Here is a 16566-nt window from a genome sequence, read left to right as displayed (position 1 = left end):
AACGGTGAGCTATCAAAAGCAGAATTTTCTAAAGCATAAGCTAAGGCTAGGCATATTCTGAGTTGCCAAAGACAACCTAAGTAGGCAAGGGAGCCTATGAAAAAGAATGACAAGGACGGTTATAGCCTGACATTTCCAATAGCACAAAGCATTACATTTTGAAGGATTAAATTATGAAAACATTACACAAAACATTCGCACTTATCGCTCTAGCTTCTTCATCAGCAGCCTTTGCCGCTAGCGACTTTGACACAATTGATGCCGACGGTAATGGGGTTATTAGTCAAAGCGAAGCTGCTGTAAATGCTGATTTAACGGCCGCATTTACTGAGCTTGATACTGACGGTAATGGTGAGCTTTCTAAAGCTGAGTTTGCAAACTTTTAATTTTTAACTTTTTTCATTACACAGGGATCTCAGAAAAGGATTTCCCTCTTTAAGGAGACTTATTATGAAAGCATTAAACACAACACTTGCGATTTTAGTATTAGCGTCATCATCAGCGGCATACGCAGCAGTAGACTTTGCCTCATTTGATAGCAATGGCGACGGTGTAATTAGTCAGCAGGAAGCTGCGTCTAATAAACAACTCATGAATATTTTTGATGACTTAGATACTGACGGAAATGGTGAACTTTCTAAAGAAGAGTTTGCAAGAGTACAATAAGTATTACCCCATCATACTCCACTAAAGCCGCTTAATAGTCAGCGGCTTTTTTGTGCTTGTTAGAGACTATATTTAAGTTGGAGAGAGAAGCTTCTTGGCTTGCCATAACGATATTGGTTATAGAACCCAATTTGACTGTAATAATGCTTATCAAATAAGTTATCGATATTTAGGCTTACAGATAATTGCTCATTCATTTGATAATTCGCCATTAGGCTGGCAATACCATAACTAGGCTGGTTTACCTCAACAGCACCATAAACAGGGTTGTTAACTTCATCATAGCTATTGCTTTGCCAGCGATAGCCACCACCTACTTTTAGATTGTCTAATTCACCTGAGAGTTGATAGCTAGTAAAAAGTTTAAATTGATCTTTTGGGTTGGTGGTATTTAATACCGTATTATCCGGTTTTTCGCCTTTACTATGGGTATAGCCAAAATAAGCGTTCCAGTTGTCGGTTAATTTTCCGTTGATTTCTAGCTCGTAGCCCTGAGTTAATGTGCCGTCAATGGGCTTGTAGATGGCCTGAAGTGTTTCTGCAATGGTATCTCCCGTGTACTCGCCTACATTATCTTGATAAATTTTAAATCCAGAAAGGGATATGTCTAAACGTTCATCAAGTACAGAAGCTTTTATGCCAAGTTCATAATTCTTACCTTCAATAGGGCTTAAATAATTTCCATTTTTATCAACTCGACTTTGTGGTGTAAAAATATCAGTGTAATTAGCATACAAAGCCCAACTCTGTGTGAGTTCATAAGTTGCTCCAAAATAATTAGTTAGTTCATCACTTATTTTATAATCATGCATGCGACCAAAATTATCTTGATTGGTTTGCCATTGATTTAACCGGCTTCCAACAATTAAAGACAAGGCATCGGTTATATTTAGTTGTGCAGCAACATAAAGTGCATCTTGTTTAGTTGTGCCATAAGAGCCGTAAGCCGCTTCTGACTGCCAGTTTGGTTTTGCAATGCTATAACTAGAGTCAGTGAAATCGCCGATAATATAGTCACTTTGTTGACTAGCATAATAAGGGGTCGAAAACTGTTGCTCTTGGGTATTATAACCAAATAGCAGTTGGTGACTTTGGCCCAGCCAATTAAACCGACCATTGAGTTCGACCTCATAGGTATCCTGCGTTCTGTTTGCATCAATATAGTTTATAGAACCGGGTTTCATTCCAGTGTTGTTTATAGGATCGGGCTCTCCTTTTACCCAAAACACATCATAGTCTAGGTCGTTATCACCATAGACATAATTAGCGGTTAGCTGCCAGTTAGCGTTAAAGTAATGCTCTAGACGAATAAACGCATTAAGTGCATCGGTTCGAGAAGAGGCCCAATCTTGAGCCGTTGAAGCACCTCTGTCATAAGCAGTGCGGGAGCCATCACTATAAAAAATAGGCAAACCACCTGACATTGTTCCTTTAGGGGTTGTCGATTGATTATCAACCGCAAGAGTCAATAAAGTACTGTTAGAAAGATCTGCCTCAATAATGCCATACAATGTTTGACTGGTTTGCGAGAAGCGATCTTGATATGAGTGTCTATCTTGATAAGCAACAACAGCCCGTCCTCTTATACTTTCACTATTATTTATGCTTCCCGACACATCCACCATCGCACGGTAGTTGTCCCATGAGCCTAATGAAGCAGTAAGATTTATTTGAGTGTTTGCAGTTGGACGTTTACGTATCAAATTAATTGCTGCCGAAGGGTTACCTGCGCCCAGCATTAGCCCCGTTGCTCCTCTAACTATTTCGATACGATCATAAATTGCGGTATCGGTTAGGTTATCTCCATAATTAAAGCGGGTGTCATAGGTGGTTGCTATGCCATCATAAAGTATGCTGGTGACACCAATGCCTCGGGCTGAAATAGAAAACTTGCCATTATCTGCTTCTCGAGCATTTATGCCTGTGACACTGGTTATAGCTTCAATTGCGGTGTTTAGTTGTTGGTCTGCCATAAAATCGCTTGTTATCGCTATCGTTGATTGCGGTGTTTGCAAATGTGATAGCTCAAGACCTGTTGCAGAGCTCATGGAATTAACTTTATAGCCGTTCGCTTGCTCTCCAATAACGGTTAACCTTTCGATATCTTCGCTAGTGTGGGCGAGCGTTTGAGTTGAAACTGCTGAAAGTAAAAGACCAACCAGAGTGTAATGAGTTACGGGAGAATTTTTCTTTGAGAGTAGGTGTATCATTTGAAATCCATTTTTATTTAAAAACGTGAAATTAACTTTTCACATCAGTAGATGTCGCTGCTTGATAATCGAGCAAGAAGAGACTAATGGATTTTTCTTTATTAGTAAATGCTTTTGATAATGATTTTCATTTAGATTTAAATGTTCTCCTTTTTACTTACAAGCACGTTGTGAATAAAAAGGAGGGATTACTTATAAAAAGATTGCGCTAACTTGGAATAACTTTTCAACCACGTTAATGTGCTTTTTATCAATTAAGAACATAATTACATGATCGCCTGATAGAATTATCGTGTCGTCGTGGGCAATGAGTACATCGTCATTACGTACAATTGCACCTATTGTGGTACCTGCTGGCAATTTAATATCTGCAATCGCGCGACCCACTACTTTAGATGTGTTTTCATCACCATGGGCAACTGCCTCTATGGCTTCTGCAGCCCCTTTACGCAGTGAATACACGTTTACAATGTCGCCTCGGCGCACGTGCGTAAGTAACGCAGAAATAGTCGCTTGTTGTGGTGAAATAGCAATATCTATTTCGCCGCCCTGTACTAAATCAACGTAAGCACCTCGTTGAATAAGCACCATGGTTTTTTGTGCCCCCATGCGTTTTGCGAGCATGGCCGACATAATATTCACTTCATCATCGTTAGTAACGGCAATAAAAACATCAACTTGTTCAATGTGTTCTTCTGAGAGCAGCTCTTGATCGGACGCATCACCACAAAATACCACGGTGTTGTCTAGCATTTCAGAGAGTTGCTCTGCGCGCTCTTTACTGCGTTCTAATAATTTAACGCTGTGGTTTCTTTCTAGTGAGCGAGCAAGGCCAGCACCAATGTTACCCCCACCGGCTATCATAATTTTTTTGTACGAGCGTTCCAGTTTTTGTAGCTCGTTCATTACCGCACGAATATGTTTGGTGGCGGCAATAAAAAATACTTCATCGTCGGCTTCTATTACGGTAGTACCCTGCGGTTTTATTGCCTTGCCTTGACGGTAAATAGCGGCTACCCGGGTTTCTACATTAGGAATATGTTGCTTAAGTGTAGATAGGGCATAGCCTACCAATAAACCGCCATAGTAGGCTTTTACAGCTACTAAAGAGAGCATGCCGTCGGCAAATTGTAGTACCTGTAATGCACCAGGGTAATCTATCAAACGGCGAATATATTTAGTAACGAGTGCTTCTGGGGCTATGTAATGATCGACAGGTAAATCATCATTATGAAAGAGTTTTTCGCGGTATTTTAAATATTGCTCAGAGCGAATGCGGGCAATTTTGGTTGGCGTATTAAAAATACTGTAAGCAACTTGGCATGCCACCATGTTTACTTCATCTGAGCTGGTTACGGCGATAATCATATCGGCATCTTCAGCTCCTGCGCGACTCAACACGTCAGGGTGGGCGCCGTGGCCTGCAACACCTTGTAAATCGTATTTATCTTGCAGTTCACGCAAGCGGTTACCGTCGATATCAACTACGGTTATTTCGTTTTGTTCACCCACTAAGTTTTCTGCGAGTGTGCCGCCAACTTGCCCAGCACCGAGTATGATTATTTTCATTATGTACCCGTATTATTAATACTAATTACATCAAATAATAACTACCTCAAAAGCGAGGTAGTTAAATGTGTTGCGTGGCAATACTAGGCTTTTTTAACTAATTTAGCGTAGTAAAAACCGTCACTTTCACCTGGTAACAGCTGTAAGCCTGGTGTGGTTTTTGTGTCTTCGCTGTGCAGAGGAATATGCTCCACATCGTCGTTATTAGCTAAAAACTTAGCAACTTGTTGTTGGTTTTCTTGAGGAAGTACCGAGCAAGTTGCATACACTAATGTGCCGCCTGGTTTTAACAATGGCCAAATGCTATCGAGTATATCGCCTTGTAGGGTCGATAAGTCGTTAATGTCGGATGCGCGACGTAGCCATTTTATATCTGGATGACGACGAATTACGCCCGTTGCAGAGCAGGGTACATCTAACAAAATACGATCAAACTGATCTTCATCCCACCAAGTGTGAGGTTGCGATGCATCACCACATTGTAAGTCGGCGCCCAAACCAATTCGTTCTAAGTTTTGTTTAACACGTTCTAATCGTGTGGCATCGCTATCAAGCGCGAGCACATCTGCATCGGCAAGCTCTAAAATATGGCAGGTTTTACCACCAGGCGCTGCACAGGCATCAAGTATTGCATCACCATTTTGTGGGTCTAGGTAGCGAGCTGCAAGCTGCGCTGCCGCATCTTGTACTGAACAAGCACCGGTATCAAACTCAGGAAGTGAAAACACATCGCGTGGTTTGCTTAGTTTAATGCCATCAATAAAATCAGGGTTTAGAGTGTGTTCAATATCGTTAGCGGTTAGCATTTCGCTATATTCTTGGGTGCTAAACTGCGATTGATTCACTCGCAGCCACATTGGCGCTTGCTGTTGGTTTGCTTCTAGAATGTCTTCCCAGTGATCTGGATAGGCTTCTTTTACTTGCTTTATAAACCAGTTTGGATGGTTGTATAAACATACCGGAATTTGTTTGGCTTTTTCTTCAAGCTCAACTTGCTGACGTTGAAAGCTTCGTAAAATGGCGTTAATAAGCCCTTTTAAGCCAAGAGCGCGCAATTGTTGTAACGCATTAACCGTTTCGCTAATTGCTGCATGCGGCGGTACACGCATGTGTTGTAGTTGGTAAATGCCCACATACAATAAAAACTGGAAAATACGACGTTTGCCTTTAAGCGGTTGCTCGACTAGATGCTGGCAATAATTTTCTAGGCTAGGTAAGTAACGTAATACTCCGTAGCAAATTTGCTGCAGTAAGGCTTTATCTTTAGGTGATAGGCCTTGGCTAGCGAAAGGAAGTTCTTGATTAAGCGATGCGCCTTTATCAACCACGTTATATAAAGTTTCAGCGGCTAGCGCTCTGACATTGCTTACATTACTCATTATTTTCGCCTAATACAGTGCCGGGTGTGACCCAATCGCTACGACCGTTTAAAAAATCATTAATTGCCATTGGCTTTTTGCCTTGTGGCTGTAATTCGCCAATAGATAAAGCGTGTTTACCACAAGCCACAACGATACCGTTTTTATCACTTGCTAAGACAGTGCCAGCTGCGCCTGATTGTTCAACCACATTTGCTTGGTATATTTTTACCGTATTACCACTCATTTGGGTAAAGCATACTGGCCATGGGTTAAAGGCACGAATGTTTCGCTCGATTTGCTCGGCATCCATAGACCAATCAATGTTGGCTTCGTCTTTTGAGAGTTTTTTAGCGTAATTGGCATCGGTATCGTTTTGTGGTTCAGGCGTTATTTCCCCGTTGGCTAAACGATTTATGGTATCGATTAATGCATCAGGCCCGAGTTCAGCAAGCTTAGTGTATAAGCTGGCACTGGTTTCAGTATTATCAATAGGGCAGCGGCTAATATGCAGCATATCGCCGGTATCTAGCCCTTCATCCATTTGCATTATCGTTACACCAGTTTGCTGATCGCCTGCCCAAATAGCTCGTTGAATAGGTGCGGCACCACGCCAGCGAGGTAAAATAGAACCATGCACATTTAAACACCCTAAACGCGGGGCATCTAAAATGGCTTTAGGTAAGATTAAACCGTAGGCAACCACAATCATAATATCGGCATTGAGGCTATTTAATTCCTCAAGTGCTTCATCTGTTTTGAGAGATTGCGGCTGAAAAACAGGGAGGTCATGTTCTAGTGCAAGCGCTTTTACTTCACTGGCTTTTAGTTTTTTTCCGCGACCCGCTGGACGATCTGGTTGACTGTAAACGCCCACAATTTGATGTTCACTATTGATGAGTGCTTGCAGATGGCGTGCAGCAAAGTCCGGCGTACCGGCAAATATAATGCGTAATGGTTGTGTCACTGAGTTTCCTAATTATTTACTAAGGTGCTTATTATTGCACTGCAAACTTCGCTTCTTTTTCAAGCTTTTTACGGATGCGTTGGCGCTTTAATGGAGATAAATAATCAATAAATAATTTACCTTGAAGGTGATCAAGCTCATGCTGAATACAAATCGCTAATAATTCGTCGGCATCAAGAATAAACTCTTTACCTTCTTCGTTGAGTGCAGCCACGGTGACGGTTTCTGCGCGATCAACTTTTGCGTACGAGTGAGGAACTGATAAACAGCCTTCTTCGCTCACGGTAGAGCCATCTTTTTTGATAATTTGTGGATTGATAAGTACTAGCGGTTCATCGCGCTCTTCTGATACATCGATCACCACAATACGTTGATGAATATCAACTTGCGTAGCAGCAAGTCCAATACCATTTTCATCGTACATAGTTTCTAGCATATCTTTGACGATTTCACGTACTTGGTCGTCAACAACAGTTACTTCTTTTGCGATTGTACGTAAACGTTCATCTGGAAATCTTAAAACTTCTAACCTAGCCATAGTTACCTTTTACACTTATGCTTAAATTTAGGGTATCGTATGTTCTTATTTTAGCCATTCACGTTCCCCTTTAACAGGTTTTGATTAATAATAATGAAAAAACACTATGAGGAAGCTCAATGAAATCTCCATTCATTGCAATAATACTTGCATTAGGTGCTGCTTTTCCTGTTCTAGCAGATGTACTAACTATAAAAAAAGACGCTCCTAAACAATACGTTGTAAAAAAAGGTGACACGCTTTGGGATATCTCAGCGATATATTTAAACGAGCCGTGGCTTTGGCCTGAGTTATGGCAAATGAACCCGCAAATAGACAACCCTCATCTTATTTACCCGGGCGATGCGTTAGCATTAATTTACGATGCAGACGGTAATCCGCGTTTAGTGATTAATAAAGCGTATAGAAAGCTATCACCTATGGGGCGTATTACACCTAAAGGGAAAGATGCTATCACCACGTTACCGCTTGAGTTGATTAAACCGTATTTGTCGTTTGAACAAGCGATAAACAGCGATACGATAAAAGAAAAACCCTACATTTTGGGTGCAAACGAAAATACCAAAACCCAAACAATCGATCATATTTTATATGTTAAAGGTAACTTAAAGCGCAATCAGGCTTATGCTATTTACCATGAAGGGGCGCCTTACACCGATCCTAAAACAGGTGAAAAGCTAGCGAGTAGAGCATCTTATGTGGGTATGGCTCGGGCTTTTAGAGCTGGTGATGCGGCTAATGGTGAACCTGCCTCAGTCAGAGTTGAATCAGTTAAGCGCGAAATCAAGCAAGGTGATTTTTTATTACCCGCCATGGAAGGACAGATGCTGCCGGTGTATTTTAATATGCATCGTCCTACCCAGCCGTTGCAGGGTCATGTAATTGCCTCTCCCCGCGAAGTGAGAGAATTTAGCACGATGGATGTGGTGGTGCTAAACTTAGGCTCTGAACAACAAGTTGAAGTAGGTCATGTAATTGATATTGAACGTCAATCACCTAAAGTAATTGATGGCGCTCGAGGTCCGCGTTATACAGAAGACTCAAGTCGTTTAGAAAAACTAGTATCCGCTACTAGCGAGTTGTTTGGCTCAGAGAGCGATGAAGATAGCATTACGTGGAAAATGCCAGCAGAAAAAGTTGGTGAAATGATTATTTTTAAAGTGTATGACAAAGTTAGTTATGCACTCATCACTAAAAATCAGTACCCAATTCGCATTGGAGATTTAGCAGTTATTCATTAAGTAGCGAGTCGGTGTTCTAGGAGGGAACATGGAGCAATCGTGTGGCAAGTTAAATCATTGGCTTGCCTTTTACTTATGCAAGGGGTTAGGGATTAAAACGCTCTTAGCCCTGTCTAAACAATACAGCTTAGCATCGCTGTTTTCTTTATCGCAAAGTGAGTTGGTTACGTTGGGTTTAACGGCTCACCAAGCTAGCAATTTACTTAACACGAACTGGCAGCAAGTTACACATTATGAGCAGTTGATCAGCCAACAAAACATTATTGTTATTAGTATTTTTGATACCACCTACCCAGAATATCTCAAACAAATAGCTAGTGCGCCATTATTACTTTTTTGTAAAGGAGATATCAGCTTGCTGGCTTCGCCGCAAATAGCCATTGTTGGCAGCCGAAACGCAACGACTACGGGGCTTGAAATTGCTGCTGAGTTTGCGCATCAACTAACGCTTGCTGGCATAACAGTAACCTCTGGTATGGCGCGTGGCATTGACGGCGCTGCCCATAAAGGGGCATTGGCAGGAAATGGTAAAACCATTGCAGTGCTAGGGACAGGCGTTGATATTTACTATCCCAAACGCCATAAGTTACTCACAGAGCAAGTATTAGCAACAGGCTTATTGGTTAGTGAGTTTTTGCCTGGTACGGCTGCCAATGCGCACAACTTTCCACGGCGCAATCGTATTATTTCAGGGCTCTCTTTAGGCGTTTTAATTGTTGAAGCCGAAATTAAAAGCGGCTCATTAATTACGGTACGTTACGCGCTTGAACAAAATAAAGAAGTTTTTGCGGTACCCGGTTCAATTAAAAATCCGCTTGCACAAGCTAGCCACTTTTTAATTAAGCAAGGTGCTAAGCTGGTTGAGAACGTCGCAGATATCCTTGATGAGATGAACTTTTCATACCCTTCTGGTCTAAACTATAAAGAGTTAACTGATGCTGTAACCTCAGATTGCGAGGTACTTAATAGTATTGGGTTTGAGGTGACCAGTGTGGACGATATTATGCGTCGAGTGCAGTGGCCAATTGATAAAGTACAAGCGCGATTGCTTGATTTGGAGTTAGACGATCAAATTGAGCGAGTATTAGACGGCTATATTAAATTAAGCGCTGGAGGATAATATGTTTGATATTCTTATGTATTTATTTGAAAACTATGTTCACAGCGAAAGCGATGTTTTTGTTGAGCAAAGTAAGCTTACTGATGAGCTACTGCGCGCTGGGTTTAACAAGCCGGAAATAAACAAAGCTATTGACTGGTTAGATCAACTTGCCGCATTACAATATAGTAATGAGTCGCCTTATTTATTAGCCACTGAGCAGCATGCAGTGCGAATCTTTACCGATAGCGAGTGTCGAGTTCTTGATACTGAATGCCGTGGCTTTTTAATGTTTGTTGAACAAACCGGCGTTATTAATAGCACCACTCGTGAAATGGTGATGGATCGTTTGGCGGCGCTTGATAATTCAGCCATTACTTTAGAAGATTTAAAATGGTTAATTTTGATGGTGTTATTTAATGCCCCTGATTCTCAGCAGGCGTATGAGCAAATGGAAGATCTTATTTTTGATGAGCCTAGCGAAGTGTTACATTAACCATTATTGCGTGTTTTATTATTTTCAGCGTTAACAAACCGACTGCCATAGCTTGTATCTTTAAGGGTTTTGGGTATATTAGGCGAAAATTCACCAACCACTAGGATTTACATGAGTAAAATCGATCATTCACTTTTCTCGGCCAATAAACACGCCCTAGAAAAAGAATATGAGATATGCCCGCAATGTGGTTCAGAACTTGTGATTCGTAATAGTAAGTCGGGGCCTTTTTTAGGCTGCGCTAGTTACCCGAAGTGCGATTTTATTCGTCCGCTTGCCCATCATGATAGCAATGAAATAAAAGTACTTGAGGACAGCGAGTGTCCAGAGTGCAGCAAGCCGCTGGTGGTGAAAAATGGTCGCTACGGTATGTTTATTGGTTGTACGGGTTATCCTGAATGTCATTATATTGCCAGTGAGCATGACGACACCCCAAGTGAAGAGCCTGTGGTTGGTTGCCCTAAATGTAAAAAAGGGCATTTAGTTTCACGCAGTAATAAGTTTGGTAAAGTATTCTATTCCTGCGACTGTTACCCAAGCTGTAAATATACGCTTAATCATAAACCTGTAGCTCAAGCGTGTCCTGTATGTAACTGGCCAGTTGTTACTGAGAAAAAAGCCGCGAGTGGTGTTGTGTTACAATGCCCACAAAAAAGCTGTATGCATAAGTTTGCTGCCACTGAATAACATAAATATCTCTGGAGACAATTTTGTCTGACCTTTCTTCTTTATCTGCTGCAATAACAAGCTTAGAAAACGGCGATGTTATTTTATACCCAACTGAAGCTGTTTATGGCTTAGGTTGCGATCCTGACAATCAACAGGCGGTGGAACGTTTACTTGATATTAAACAACGCCCAGTTGAAAAAGGGCTTATTTTAATTGCTGACAATTACGGGCAATTATTAAAGTACGTGGATGACGCTAAGTTGCCCATGGACAAACGCGCTGATATTTTTTCAAGTTGGCCTGGTGCTATTACTTGGGTCATGCCTGCTGCTAAAACCACGCCGAAGTGGTTAACAGGGCAATTTGATACTATTGCAGTGAGAGTAACTAACCATCCTACAGTTAAACGTTTATGCCAAGAATTTGGTAAACCATTGGTATCAACAAGTGCAAATTTAACTGGTCAAGCAACGGTAACAAGTATTGTTGAGGCGCAGCAGCAGTTTGCAGATCAGGTTAGTTTTTATGTTGATGAACCATTAGGTGGTAACACACAACCAAGCACCATTAAAGATGCCACGACAGGCAATATATTCAGAGGTTAACTATGCAAAGCGAATTATTAAAACAAGTAAAAGCCTACTTTATGGCTTTGCAAGATACCATTTGCCAAGGCTTAGAAGCAGCAGATGGGAAAGCACAATTTGTTGAAGACAGCTGGCAGCGAGAAGAGGGCGGCGGTGGTCGTACTCGCGTTATCACCAATGGTAATGTGATTGAGCAAGGGGGAGTTAATTACTCTCATGTATTTGGTGCCTCTATGCCGGGCTCTGCCACTGCACATAGACCTGAGCTTGCAGGACGTAGTTTTCATGCGTGTGGTGTATCGTTAGTGATTCACCCTAAAAACCCACATATACCAACAAGCCATGCCAATGTACGTTTTTTTATTGCCGAAAAAGAAGGTGAAGAACCGATTTGGTGGTTTGGTGGTGGTTTTGATTTAACCCCGTTTTACCCTGTACTTGAAGATGTAGTGCATTGGCACCAAGTTGCGCACGATGTGTGTCAGCCATTTGGCGATGATGTTTATCCAAAATATAAAAAATGGTGTGACGAATACTTTTATTTAAAACATCGTGATGAAACCCGCGGCGTAGGCGGCTTATTTTTTGACGATTTAAATGAGTTAGGTTTTGAGCAAAGCTTTGCATTTATGCAATCGGTGGGTAATGGCTTTTTAGATGCTTACGTTCCTATTATTGAACGTCGTAAAAACGATGAGTACACCGAGCAGCAGCGCGACTTCCAATTATACCGCCGTGGTCGTTATGTTGAGTTTAATTTAGTCTGGGACCGTGGCACATTGTTTGGTTTACAAAGCGGTGGCCGTACGGAATCTATTTTAATGTCGATGCCACCTTTAGCCCGTTGGGAGTATAACTATACCCCAGCCGAAGACAGTGCAGAGGCATTACTATATAAAGATTTCTTAAAGCCTCGAGATTGGTTAGCACTGGGCTAAGAATGATATGCCAGTTAATAAGCTACTTATTGACTGGCTTTTAAAATTATTGTTTAAGTTTAAAACTGCGTACCTGCTCATCTAACGAACGAGCTAAATTGAGTAACTCTTCACTGACTTTTTGATTTTCATCGGCATCCACTAATGATTGCTCGGCGTTATCGCTAATACCAACAACACTTATATTTATTTCTTCAGCAGCTTGGTTTTGTTGCTCTGTTGCATCGGCTATTTGTATATTGAGCTCATTTATTTCATTCATTTGCCCTGAAATATCTTTTAAAGCTTGTGCAACTTGCTGTACTTGTTGCGCTCTTTCGTCTGCCTCTGCACAGGACTCCCCCATGGTTTTAACGGTTTGCGCGGCTTCTGACTGCAGCTTATCAATTGTGCGACGTATTTCATCAGTAGAGGCATGAGTTCGAGTTGCTAAAGTACGTACTTCATCAGCAACAACGGCAAAGCCTCGGCCAGCTTCACCAGCACGGGCAGCTTCAATGGCAGCATTAAGCGCTAATAAATTTGTTTGCTCGGCGATACTGCTGATCACCTCAAGTACTTTTCCCACTTCAAGCGTTTGCTCTTGTAGTTGTCTCACTTGATCTGCCGCTTGGCGTACATCTTCTGCTAACTGATTGATACTGAGTTCGGTTTGCTCAGCAACCTGCATGCTTTGTTGTGCTAGTTTATTACTGTTCTCAGATTTTTCTTGAGCAAAATGAGTGGTGTTTCTTACTTCATTGGATGAGCATTCTAGTTCATTAATTGCTGCGGCCACCGAATCGGTACTTTTCTTTTGTTCTAAAATAGCGCGCTCAGTGGTATCGGCCGAGGTATAAATTTTCTCTGCTGAATGAATAAGTACTTTTGAAGAGTGAGATACCTGAGCAATATTATCTTTAAACGTAGCAATCATTTGGTTAAAGCTGGTGGCAAGCCAGCCGAGTTCATCTTCGGCGTTATCTTTAATGCGTAAGGTTAAATCTTTATTGGTAGTGGCTAAGTGCATTGCATGGCCGAGCTTTTTAAGGCGCACTATAAATATTTTTCTAAACACTATACCTAGCAGCACAAAGGCAATAATAAAAATAGTAGAAAGTAGGCTGGTGGTTACTAAGGTGTTGTAAGTTACCTCATTATCAATATCAGCTAAGGAATAACTAATTTTTACCACGCCTAGTACATCGCCTTCTTGCGCTTGGTGGCAGCCTAAACAGTTAGTACCTTTATAATCAGAGCTAGCATACATAGGGCGTAGGTAGGTCATACTGCGGCTATCGGTGTTTTGCTCTATAAATAAGCTTTCTTTACCCTTTAGTGCTTCGCGTTCGTTGTTATTACTTGCTGTTTGGTTTTTATTTCCGGCACCATACAGATTATTAACTATATCGGAGCGAATAATATGAGCATCTTCTATATTAGGGTGTTTGCGTAGCTTTTGGCTCAATAATTCTCGATTAGCCATAGTACCGGTTAGCATCATGGTGTTTATTGAATCAAAATAGTTATCGGCAAGCAGCTTAATGTTTTCTGCCACCGTATCCTGGGCGAGCGTGCGCTGCTGGCTAGCACTACTAAAAATACTGGCTATTAATACAATAACGCCAGTTAGAGCTAATAAAGCATAAATTTTATGTTGGATTGATTTCACACGCGCCACGCTTTTCTAATTATTTGATAGGGTATTATCTATATTTTAGAAAAGCGGATTTTGACTTAGCGCAAATAATCCCCAATTAAAGAATGAGGTAGGTTAATGCTGGTTAATCATATGGCTTGCAAGCTGAGCCAGTGACTGACGTAAGCCCTCGCGTAACACGGGGTTATCAATTTCTATATCTAAGGTTTTATTCATGCAATACATCCACTGATCGCGTAGGTCTTGATCAATAGGGAACGGCATATGGCGTTTACGCAGCATCGGGTGGCCGTGTTTTTCTACAAATAGGCCAGGCCCACCAAGCCAACCGGATAAAAACTCAAAAAATACTTGGCGAATTCTGTCTAATGGTTGAGGATGCATATCATATAACGGTTTAGCGTATTCATCGCTGGCCATTATATCGTAGAATCTATTAGCAATTGCACGCGTGGGGGCTTCTCCACCAATGATTTCATACGGGGTTTTATCTGGCGTAGGTGCTTGTGTAGTTGTAGACGGCTTTGATCTTGAAAAGAGTCTTTTAATCATAATTTTATCATCGTTAATAGGCAGTACTAAAACTGCGAAGAGGTTGTTTAAAATGGACAAATATGCGGTTTTTGGAAATCCAATCAAACATTCAAAATCTCCCATTATTCATCAGCAGTTTGCAAAATCATTGGGAGAGCAAATCGACTATCGCGCAATATTAGCACCTATCGATGGATTTGAAAAAACAGTCGCTGCTTTTTTTGAGCAAGGGGGAAAAGGCGCCAATGTCACTGTTCCTTTCAAAGAGCAGGCTTTTGCTTTAGCCGATGAACTTACCCCAGTTGCTAAACTGGCAGGCGCAGTGAACACCCTTAAAAAGCGCGATGATGGCAGTTTACTCGGTGATAACACTGATGGCACTGGTTTTGTTAACGACTTACTGACCAATAAAATAACGATAACAGGTAAACGCCTGTTGATCATTGGTGCGGGTGGCGCTGCTCGAGGAGTTATCTTACCTTTACTAGAGCAAAATCCCGCAGAGATAGTTATTGTTAATCGCACAGTACACAAAGCCCAAACATTGGCAAAACTCTTCACTGGGCATGGCAATGTTTCGGGGTATGGTTTTGACGACCTTCCTTTTACTGATTACCATTTAGTTATTAACTCAACCTCGAGCAGCATGAATAACGAATTACCTGCGTTAAGCGAAAAGCACTTAAGCACATGTGAAATGGCTTATGATATGTTTTACGCCACGCATAATACGCTATTCATGAATTGGGTCAGCGAACACAATAAAGCAGCTAAGCTATTAGATGGCAGTGGTATGCTAGTAGGGCAAGCCGCACAAGCTTATTATGTATGGCGAAATAAAATGCCTGAGATTGTTCCTGTTATTACTGCACTAAAGCAGGGAGTGCTTAAATGAATCAAGCAATACAGTTTATAGATCGACTCGAATTTAGAGAGCCAACTCATCAATTAGTTTTTTTTGCACAAGTAAATGGCATGCTAGTTGAGTGTGTGATTGCTGTCAGTAGTTTAAATTTAGCCGATGAGAGTCATGCAACGCGTTATTTTGAGCAATACCGTTTTGATTATGAAGAACGTGCCGAGCAGCTTATTGAAGATGAATGCTATAACTCGGCAGGTCAAATAGAAGTGAGTTTAGTTAGTTAAATTAACTAGCGTCTTCAGCTAAGTATTCATCTTTAAGCTGCACGTAATTATCAGCAGACACTTTTAAAAAGCTCAGCTCTTGCTCTGTTAATGGGCGAGCTTGTTTTGCTGGGCTACCTACATATAAAAAACCAGACTCTAAACGCTTATTAGGGGGTACTAAAGCACCGCCACCAATAATTACCTCATCTTCTACAATCACATTATCCATGATAATGGCGCCCATACCCACAAGTATGCGATTACCTAATACGCAGCCATGTAGCATTACCTTATGACCAACGGTTACATCATCACCAATAATAAGTGGGTAGCCGTCTGGATTATTCTTTGTTGCTCTTGATAAGTGTAAAACGCTGCCATCTTGTATATTAGTACGTTGACCAATACGAATATGGTTAACATCACCGCGGGCAGCAACTAACGGCCATACACTGCTATCATCACCTATAGTGATATCACCGACTAATACAGACGACTCGTCTACATAAACAGATTCATTAAACGCAGGAGTGATTCCTTTATAAGAACGTATTGCCATATATGCACCTTTAAATTAAACATATTAAGAGTATTAGTGTAACAGTAGCGCTTATTTTAGTGCCAGCAAAGCCTATGTTGATTATAAAACTACCAGTTTCACCTGCTTTCGCTCAGATACTAACCGAACAGTGTGTTTTTTTAGTTTTTCTTTAAAAAAGTACTTGCGTAAAAATCTGTTCTCCCTATAATGCGACCCCACTGAGACGGGGAACGCCAACGCATAGCGAGGCACGAGCTACTCAGAGAGTTAAATAAAACTTGAGTTTAAATCATCGTAAGAAAGTTTAAAATTAAGTGTTGACTCGAAAAATAAAGGATGTATTATACGCATCCCTAGCGACAACGTCGCAACGTTCTTTAACAATA

General features: G+C 41.2%; 18 protein-coding genes. 10 read left to right on the top strand and 8 right to left on the bottom strand.

The window, feature by feature from the left end; genetic code table 11:
• The first annotated feature begins 173 nt into the window (after window positions 1-173).
• Both CWB77_RS17330 and CWB77_RS17325 read left to right on the top strand, forming a co-directional pair.
• The gene (locus CWB77_RS17330; RefSeq protein WP_036980747.1) at window positions 174-386 is read left to right on the top strand and encodes an EF-hand domain-containing protein; all 213 of its coding nucleotides are present in this window, start codon (window positions 174-176) and stop codon (window positions 384-386) included.
• Window positions 387-450: 64 nt separating this feature from the next.
• On the top strand, window positions 451-666 hold the full coding sequence (locus tag CWB77_RS17325) for an EF-hand domain-containing protein (RefSeq protein ID WP_010392739.1): 216 nt from the start codon (window positions 451-453) through the stop codon (window positions 664-666).
• A gap of 59 nt (window positions 667-725) precedes the next feature.
• Here CWB77_RS17325 and CWB77_RS17320 read toward each other — a convergent pair whose 3' ends face one another.
• From CWB77_RS17320 to def, 5 genes are all read right to left on the bottom strand, one after another.
• Window positions 726-2876, bottom strand: coding sequence for a TonB-dependent siderophore receptor (locus CWB77_RS17320; protein WP_249931446.1), 2151 nt, complete (start codon window positions 2874-2876; stop codon window positions 726-728).
• A 192-nt stretch (window positions 2877-3068) separates the two neighbouring features.
• Window positions 3069-4445, bottom strand: coding sequence for a Trk system potassium transporter TrkA (gene trkA / locus CWB77_RS17315; RefSeq protein WP_054202928.1), 1377 nt, complete (start codon window positions 4443-4445; stop codon window positions 3069-3071).
• 83 nt (window positions 4446-4528) lie between these two features.
• On the bottom strand, window positions 4529-5824 hold the full coding sequence (gene rsmB / locus CWB77_RS17310; protein ID WP_075169469.1) for a 16S rRNA (cytosine(967)-C(5))-methyltransferase RsmB: 1296 nt from the start codon (window positions 5822-5824) through the stop codon (window positions 4529-4531).
• Window positions 5817-6770, bottom strand: coding sequence for a methionyl-tRNA formyltransferase (gene fmt / locus CWB77_RS17305; protein WP_010392748.1), 954 nt, complete (start codon window positions 6768-6770; stop codon window positions 5817-5819). Before fmt ends, rsmB begins: the two co-directional genes overlap by 8 nt.
• A 31-nt stretch (window positions 6771-6801) precedes the next feature.
• A complete protein-coding gene (def, locus tag CWB77_RS17300) occupies window positions 6802-7308 on the bottom strand; it encodes a peptide deformylase (protein ID WP_138623781.1) in 507 nt (168 codons plus the stop codon).
• Window positions 7309-7427: 119 nt separating this feature from the next.
• On the opposite strand from def, the gene CWB77_RS17295 reads away from it, so the two are divergent.
• The 6 genes from CWB77_RS17295 to hemF all read left to right on the top strand — a co-directional run bounded on the left by CWB77_RS17295 (window position 7428) and on the right by hemF (window position 12338).
• Entirely contained in the window at window positions 7428-8549 is a 1122-nt protein-coding gene (locus CWB77_RS17295; protein ID WP_010392750.1) for a LysM peptidoglycan-binding domain-containing protein, read from the top strand.
• Between the two features lie 28 nt (window positions 8550-8577).
• The gene (gene dprA / locus CWB77_RS17290) at window positions 8578-9669 is read left to right on the top strand and encodes a DNA-processing protein DprA (protein ID WP_138623779.1); all 1092 of its coding nucleotides are present in this window, start codon (window positions 8578-8580) and stop codon (window positions 9667-9669) included.
• A gap of 1 nt (window position 9670) precedes the next feature.
• Entirely contained in the window at window positions 9671-10144 is a 474-nt protein-coding gene (locus CWB77_RS17285; RefSeq protein WP_010392756.1) for a DUF494 family protein, read from the top strand.
• Window positions 10145-10255: 111 nt separating this feature from the next.
• Window positions 10256-10831: a DNA topoisomerase family protein gene (locus CWB77_RS17280; protein ID WP_138623777.1), complete on the top strand. Its 576-nt coding sequence runs from the start codon at window positions 10256-10258 to the stop codon at window positions 10829-10831.
• A 23-nt stretch (window positions 10832-10854) separates the two neighbouring features.
• On the top strand, window positions 10855-11418 hold the full coding sequence (tsaC, locus tag CWB77_RS17275) for an L-threonylcarbamoyladenylate synthase type 1 TsaC (RefSeq protein WP_138623775.1): 564 nt from the start codon (window positions 10855-10857) through the stop codon (window positions 11416-11418).
• A 2-nt stretch (window positions 11419-11420) separates the two neighbouring features.
• Window positions 11421-12338, top strand: a complete 918-nt coding sequence (hemF, locus tag CWB77_RS17270) for an oxygen-dependent coproporphyrinogen oxidase (RefSeq protein ID WP_010392766.1) — start codon at window positions 11421-11423, stop codon at window positions 12336-12338.
• Window positions 12339-12384: 46 nt separating this feature from the next.
• Here hemF and CWB77_RS17265 read toward each other — a convergent pair whose 3' ends face one another.
• Together CWB77_RS17265 and CWB77_RS17260 are read right to left on the bottom strand one after the other, a co-directional pair.
• Window positions 12385-13989, bottom strand: a complete 1605-nt coding sequence (locus CWB77_RS17265; protein WP_138623773.1) for a methyl-accepting chemotaxis protein — start codon at window positions 13987-13989, stop codon at window positions 12385-12387.
• A gap of 102 nt (window positions 13990-14091) precedes the next feature.
• Entirely contained in the window at window positions 14092-14529 is a 438-nt protein-coding gene (locus CWB77_RS17260) for a group II truncated hemoglobin (RefSeq protein ID WP_138623771.1), read from the bottom strand.
• Window positions 14530-14581: 52 nt separating this feature from the next.
• On the opposite strand from CWB77_RS17260, the gene aroE reads away from it, so the two are divergent.
• Both aroE and CWB77_RS17250 read left to right on the top strand, forming a co-directional pair.
• Entirely contained in the window at window positions 14582-15406 is an 825-nt protein-coding gene (gene aroE, locus CWB77_RS17255) for a shikimate dehydrogenase (protein ID WP_075169463.1), read from the top strand.
• A complete protein-coding gene (locus CWB77_RS17250) occupies window positions 15403-15657 on the top strand; it encodes a DUF1488 family protein (protein WP_008467093.1) in 255 nt (84 codons plus the stop codon). The genes aroE and CWB77_RS17250 overlap by 4 nt, the downstream gene beginning before the upstream one ends.
• A gap of 1 nt (window position 15658) precedes the next feature.
• Here CWB77_RS17250 and CWB77_RS17245 read toward each other — a convergent pair whose 3' ends face one another.
• Complete coding sequence (locus CWB77_RS17245; protein WP_010392775.1) at window positions 15659-16198, bottom strand: gamma carbonic anhydrase family protein; 540 nt, start codon at window positions 16196-16198, stop codon at window positions 15659-15661.
• Window positions 16199-16566: the final 368 nt, after the last annotated feature.

Origin of the sequence: Pseudoalteromonas sp. S1610, assembly GCF_005887465.1 — a bacterium.
GTDB classification, from domain to species: domain Bacteria; phylum Pseudomonadota; class Gammaproteobacteria; order Enterobacterales; family Alteromonadaceae; genus Pseudoalteromonas; species Pseudoalteromonas undina.
Note: the sequence above shows the minus strand (reverse complement) of the source record. Positions and strands in the feature narration are given on the sequence as shown.

What these genes read in the sequence shown, in the direction of transcription:
- CWB77_RS17330 (WP_036980747.1), top strand. Translation starts at nt 174, where the DNA reads ATGAAAACATTACACAAAACATTCGCACTTATCGCTCTAGCTTCTTCA.
- CWB77_RS17325 (WP_010392739.1), top strand. Translation starts at nt 451, where the DNA reads ATGAAAGCATTAAACACAACACTTGCGATTTTAGTATTAGCGTCATCA.
- CWB77_RS17320 (WP_249931446.1), bottom strand. Translation starts at nt 2,876, where the DNA reads ATGATACACCTACTCTCAAAGAAAAATTCTCCCGTAACTCATTACACT.
- trkA (WP_054202928.1), bottom strand. Translation starts at nt 4,445, where the DNA reads ATGAAAATAATCATACTCGGTGCTGGGCAAGTTGGCGGCACACTCGCA.
- rsmB (WP_075169469.1), bottom strand. Translation starts at nt 5,824, where the DNA reads ATGAGTAATGTAAGCAATGTCAGAGCGCTAGCCGCTGAAACTTTATAT.
- def (WP_138623781.1), bottom strand. Translation starts at nt 7,308, where the DNA reads ATGGCTAGGTTAGAAGTTTTAAGATTTCCAGATGAACGTTTACGTACA.
- CWB77_RS17295 (WP_010392750.1), top strand. Translation starts at nt 7,428, where the DNA reads ATGAAATCTCCATTCATTGCAATAATACTTGCATTAGGTGCTGCTTTT.
- dprA (WP_138623779.1), top strand. Translation starts at nt 8,578, where the DNA reads ATGGAGCAATCGTGTGGCAAGTTAAATCATTGGCTTGCCTTTTACTTA.
- CWB77_RS17285 (WP_010392756.1), top strand. Translation starts at nt 9,671, where the DNA reads ATGTTTGATATTCTTATGTATTTATTTGAAAACTATGTTCACAGCGAA.
- CWB77_RS17280 (WP_138623777.1), top strand. Translation starts at nt 10,256, where the DNA reads ATGAGTAAAATCGATCATTCACTTTTCTCGGCCAATAAACACGCCCTA.
- hemF (WP_010392766.1), top strand. Translation starts at nt 11,421, where the DNA reads ATGCAAAGCGAATTATTAAAACAAGTAAAAGCCTACTTTATGGCTTTG.
- CWB77_RS17260 (WP_138623771.1), bottom strand. Translation starts at nt 14,529, where the DNA reads ATGATTAAAAGACTCTTTTCAAGATCAAAGCCGTCTACAACTACACAA.
- aroE (WP_075169463.1), top strand. Translation starts at nt 14,582, where the DNA reads ATGGACAAATATGCGGTTTTTGGAAATCCAATCAAACATTCAAAATCT.
- CWB77_RS17250 (WP_008467093.1), top strand. Translation starts at nt 15,403, where the DNA reads ATGAATCAAGCAATACAGTTTATAGATCGACTCGAATTTAGAGAGCCA.
- CWB77_RS17245 (WP_010392775.1), bottom strand. Translation starts at nt 16,198, where the DNA reads ATGGCAATACGTTCTTATAAAGGAATCACTCCTGCGTTTAATGAATCT.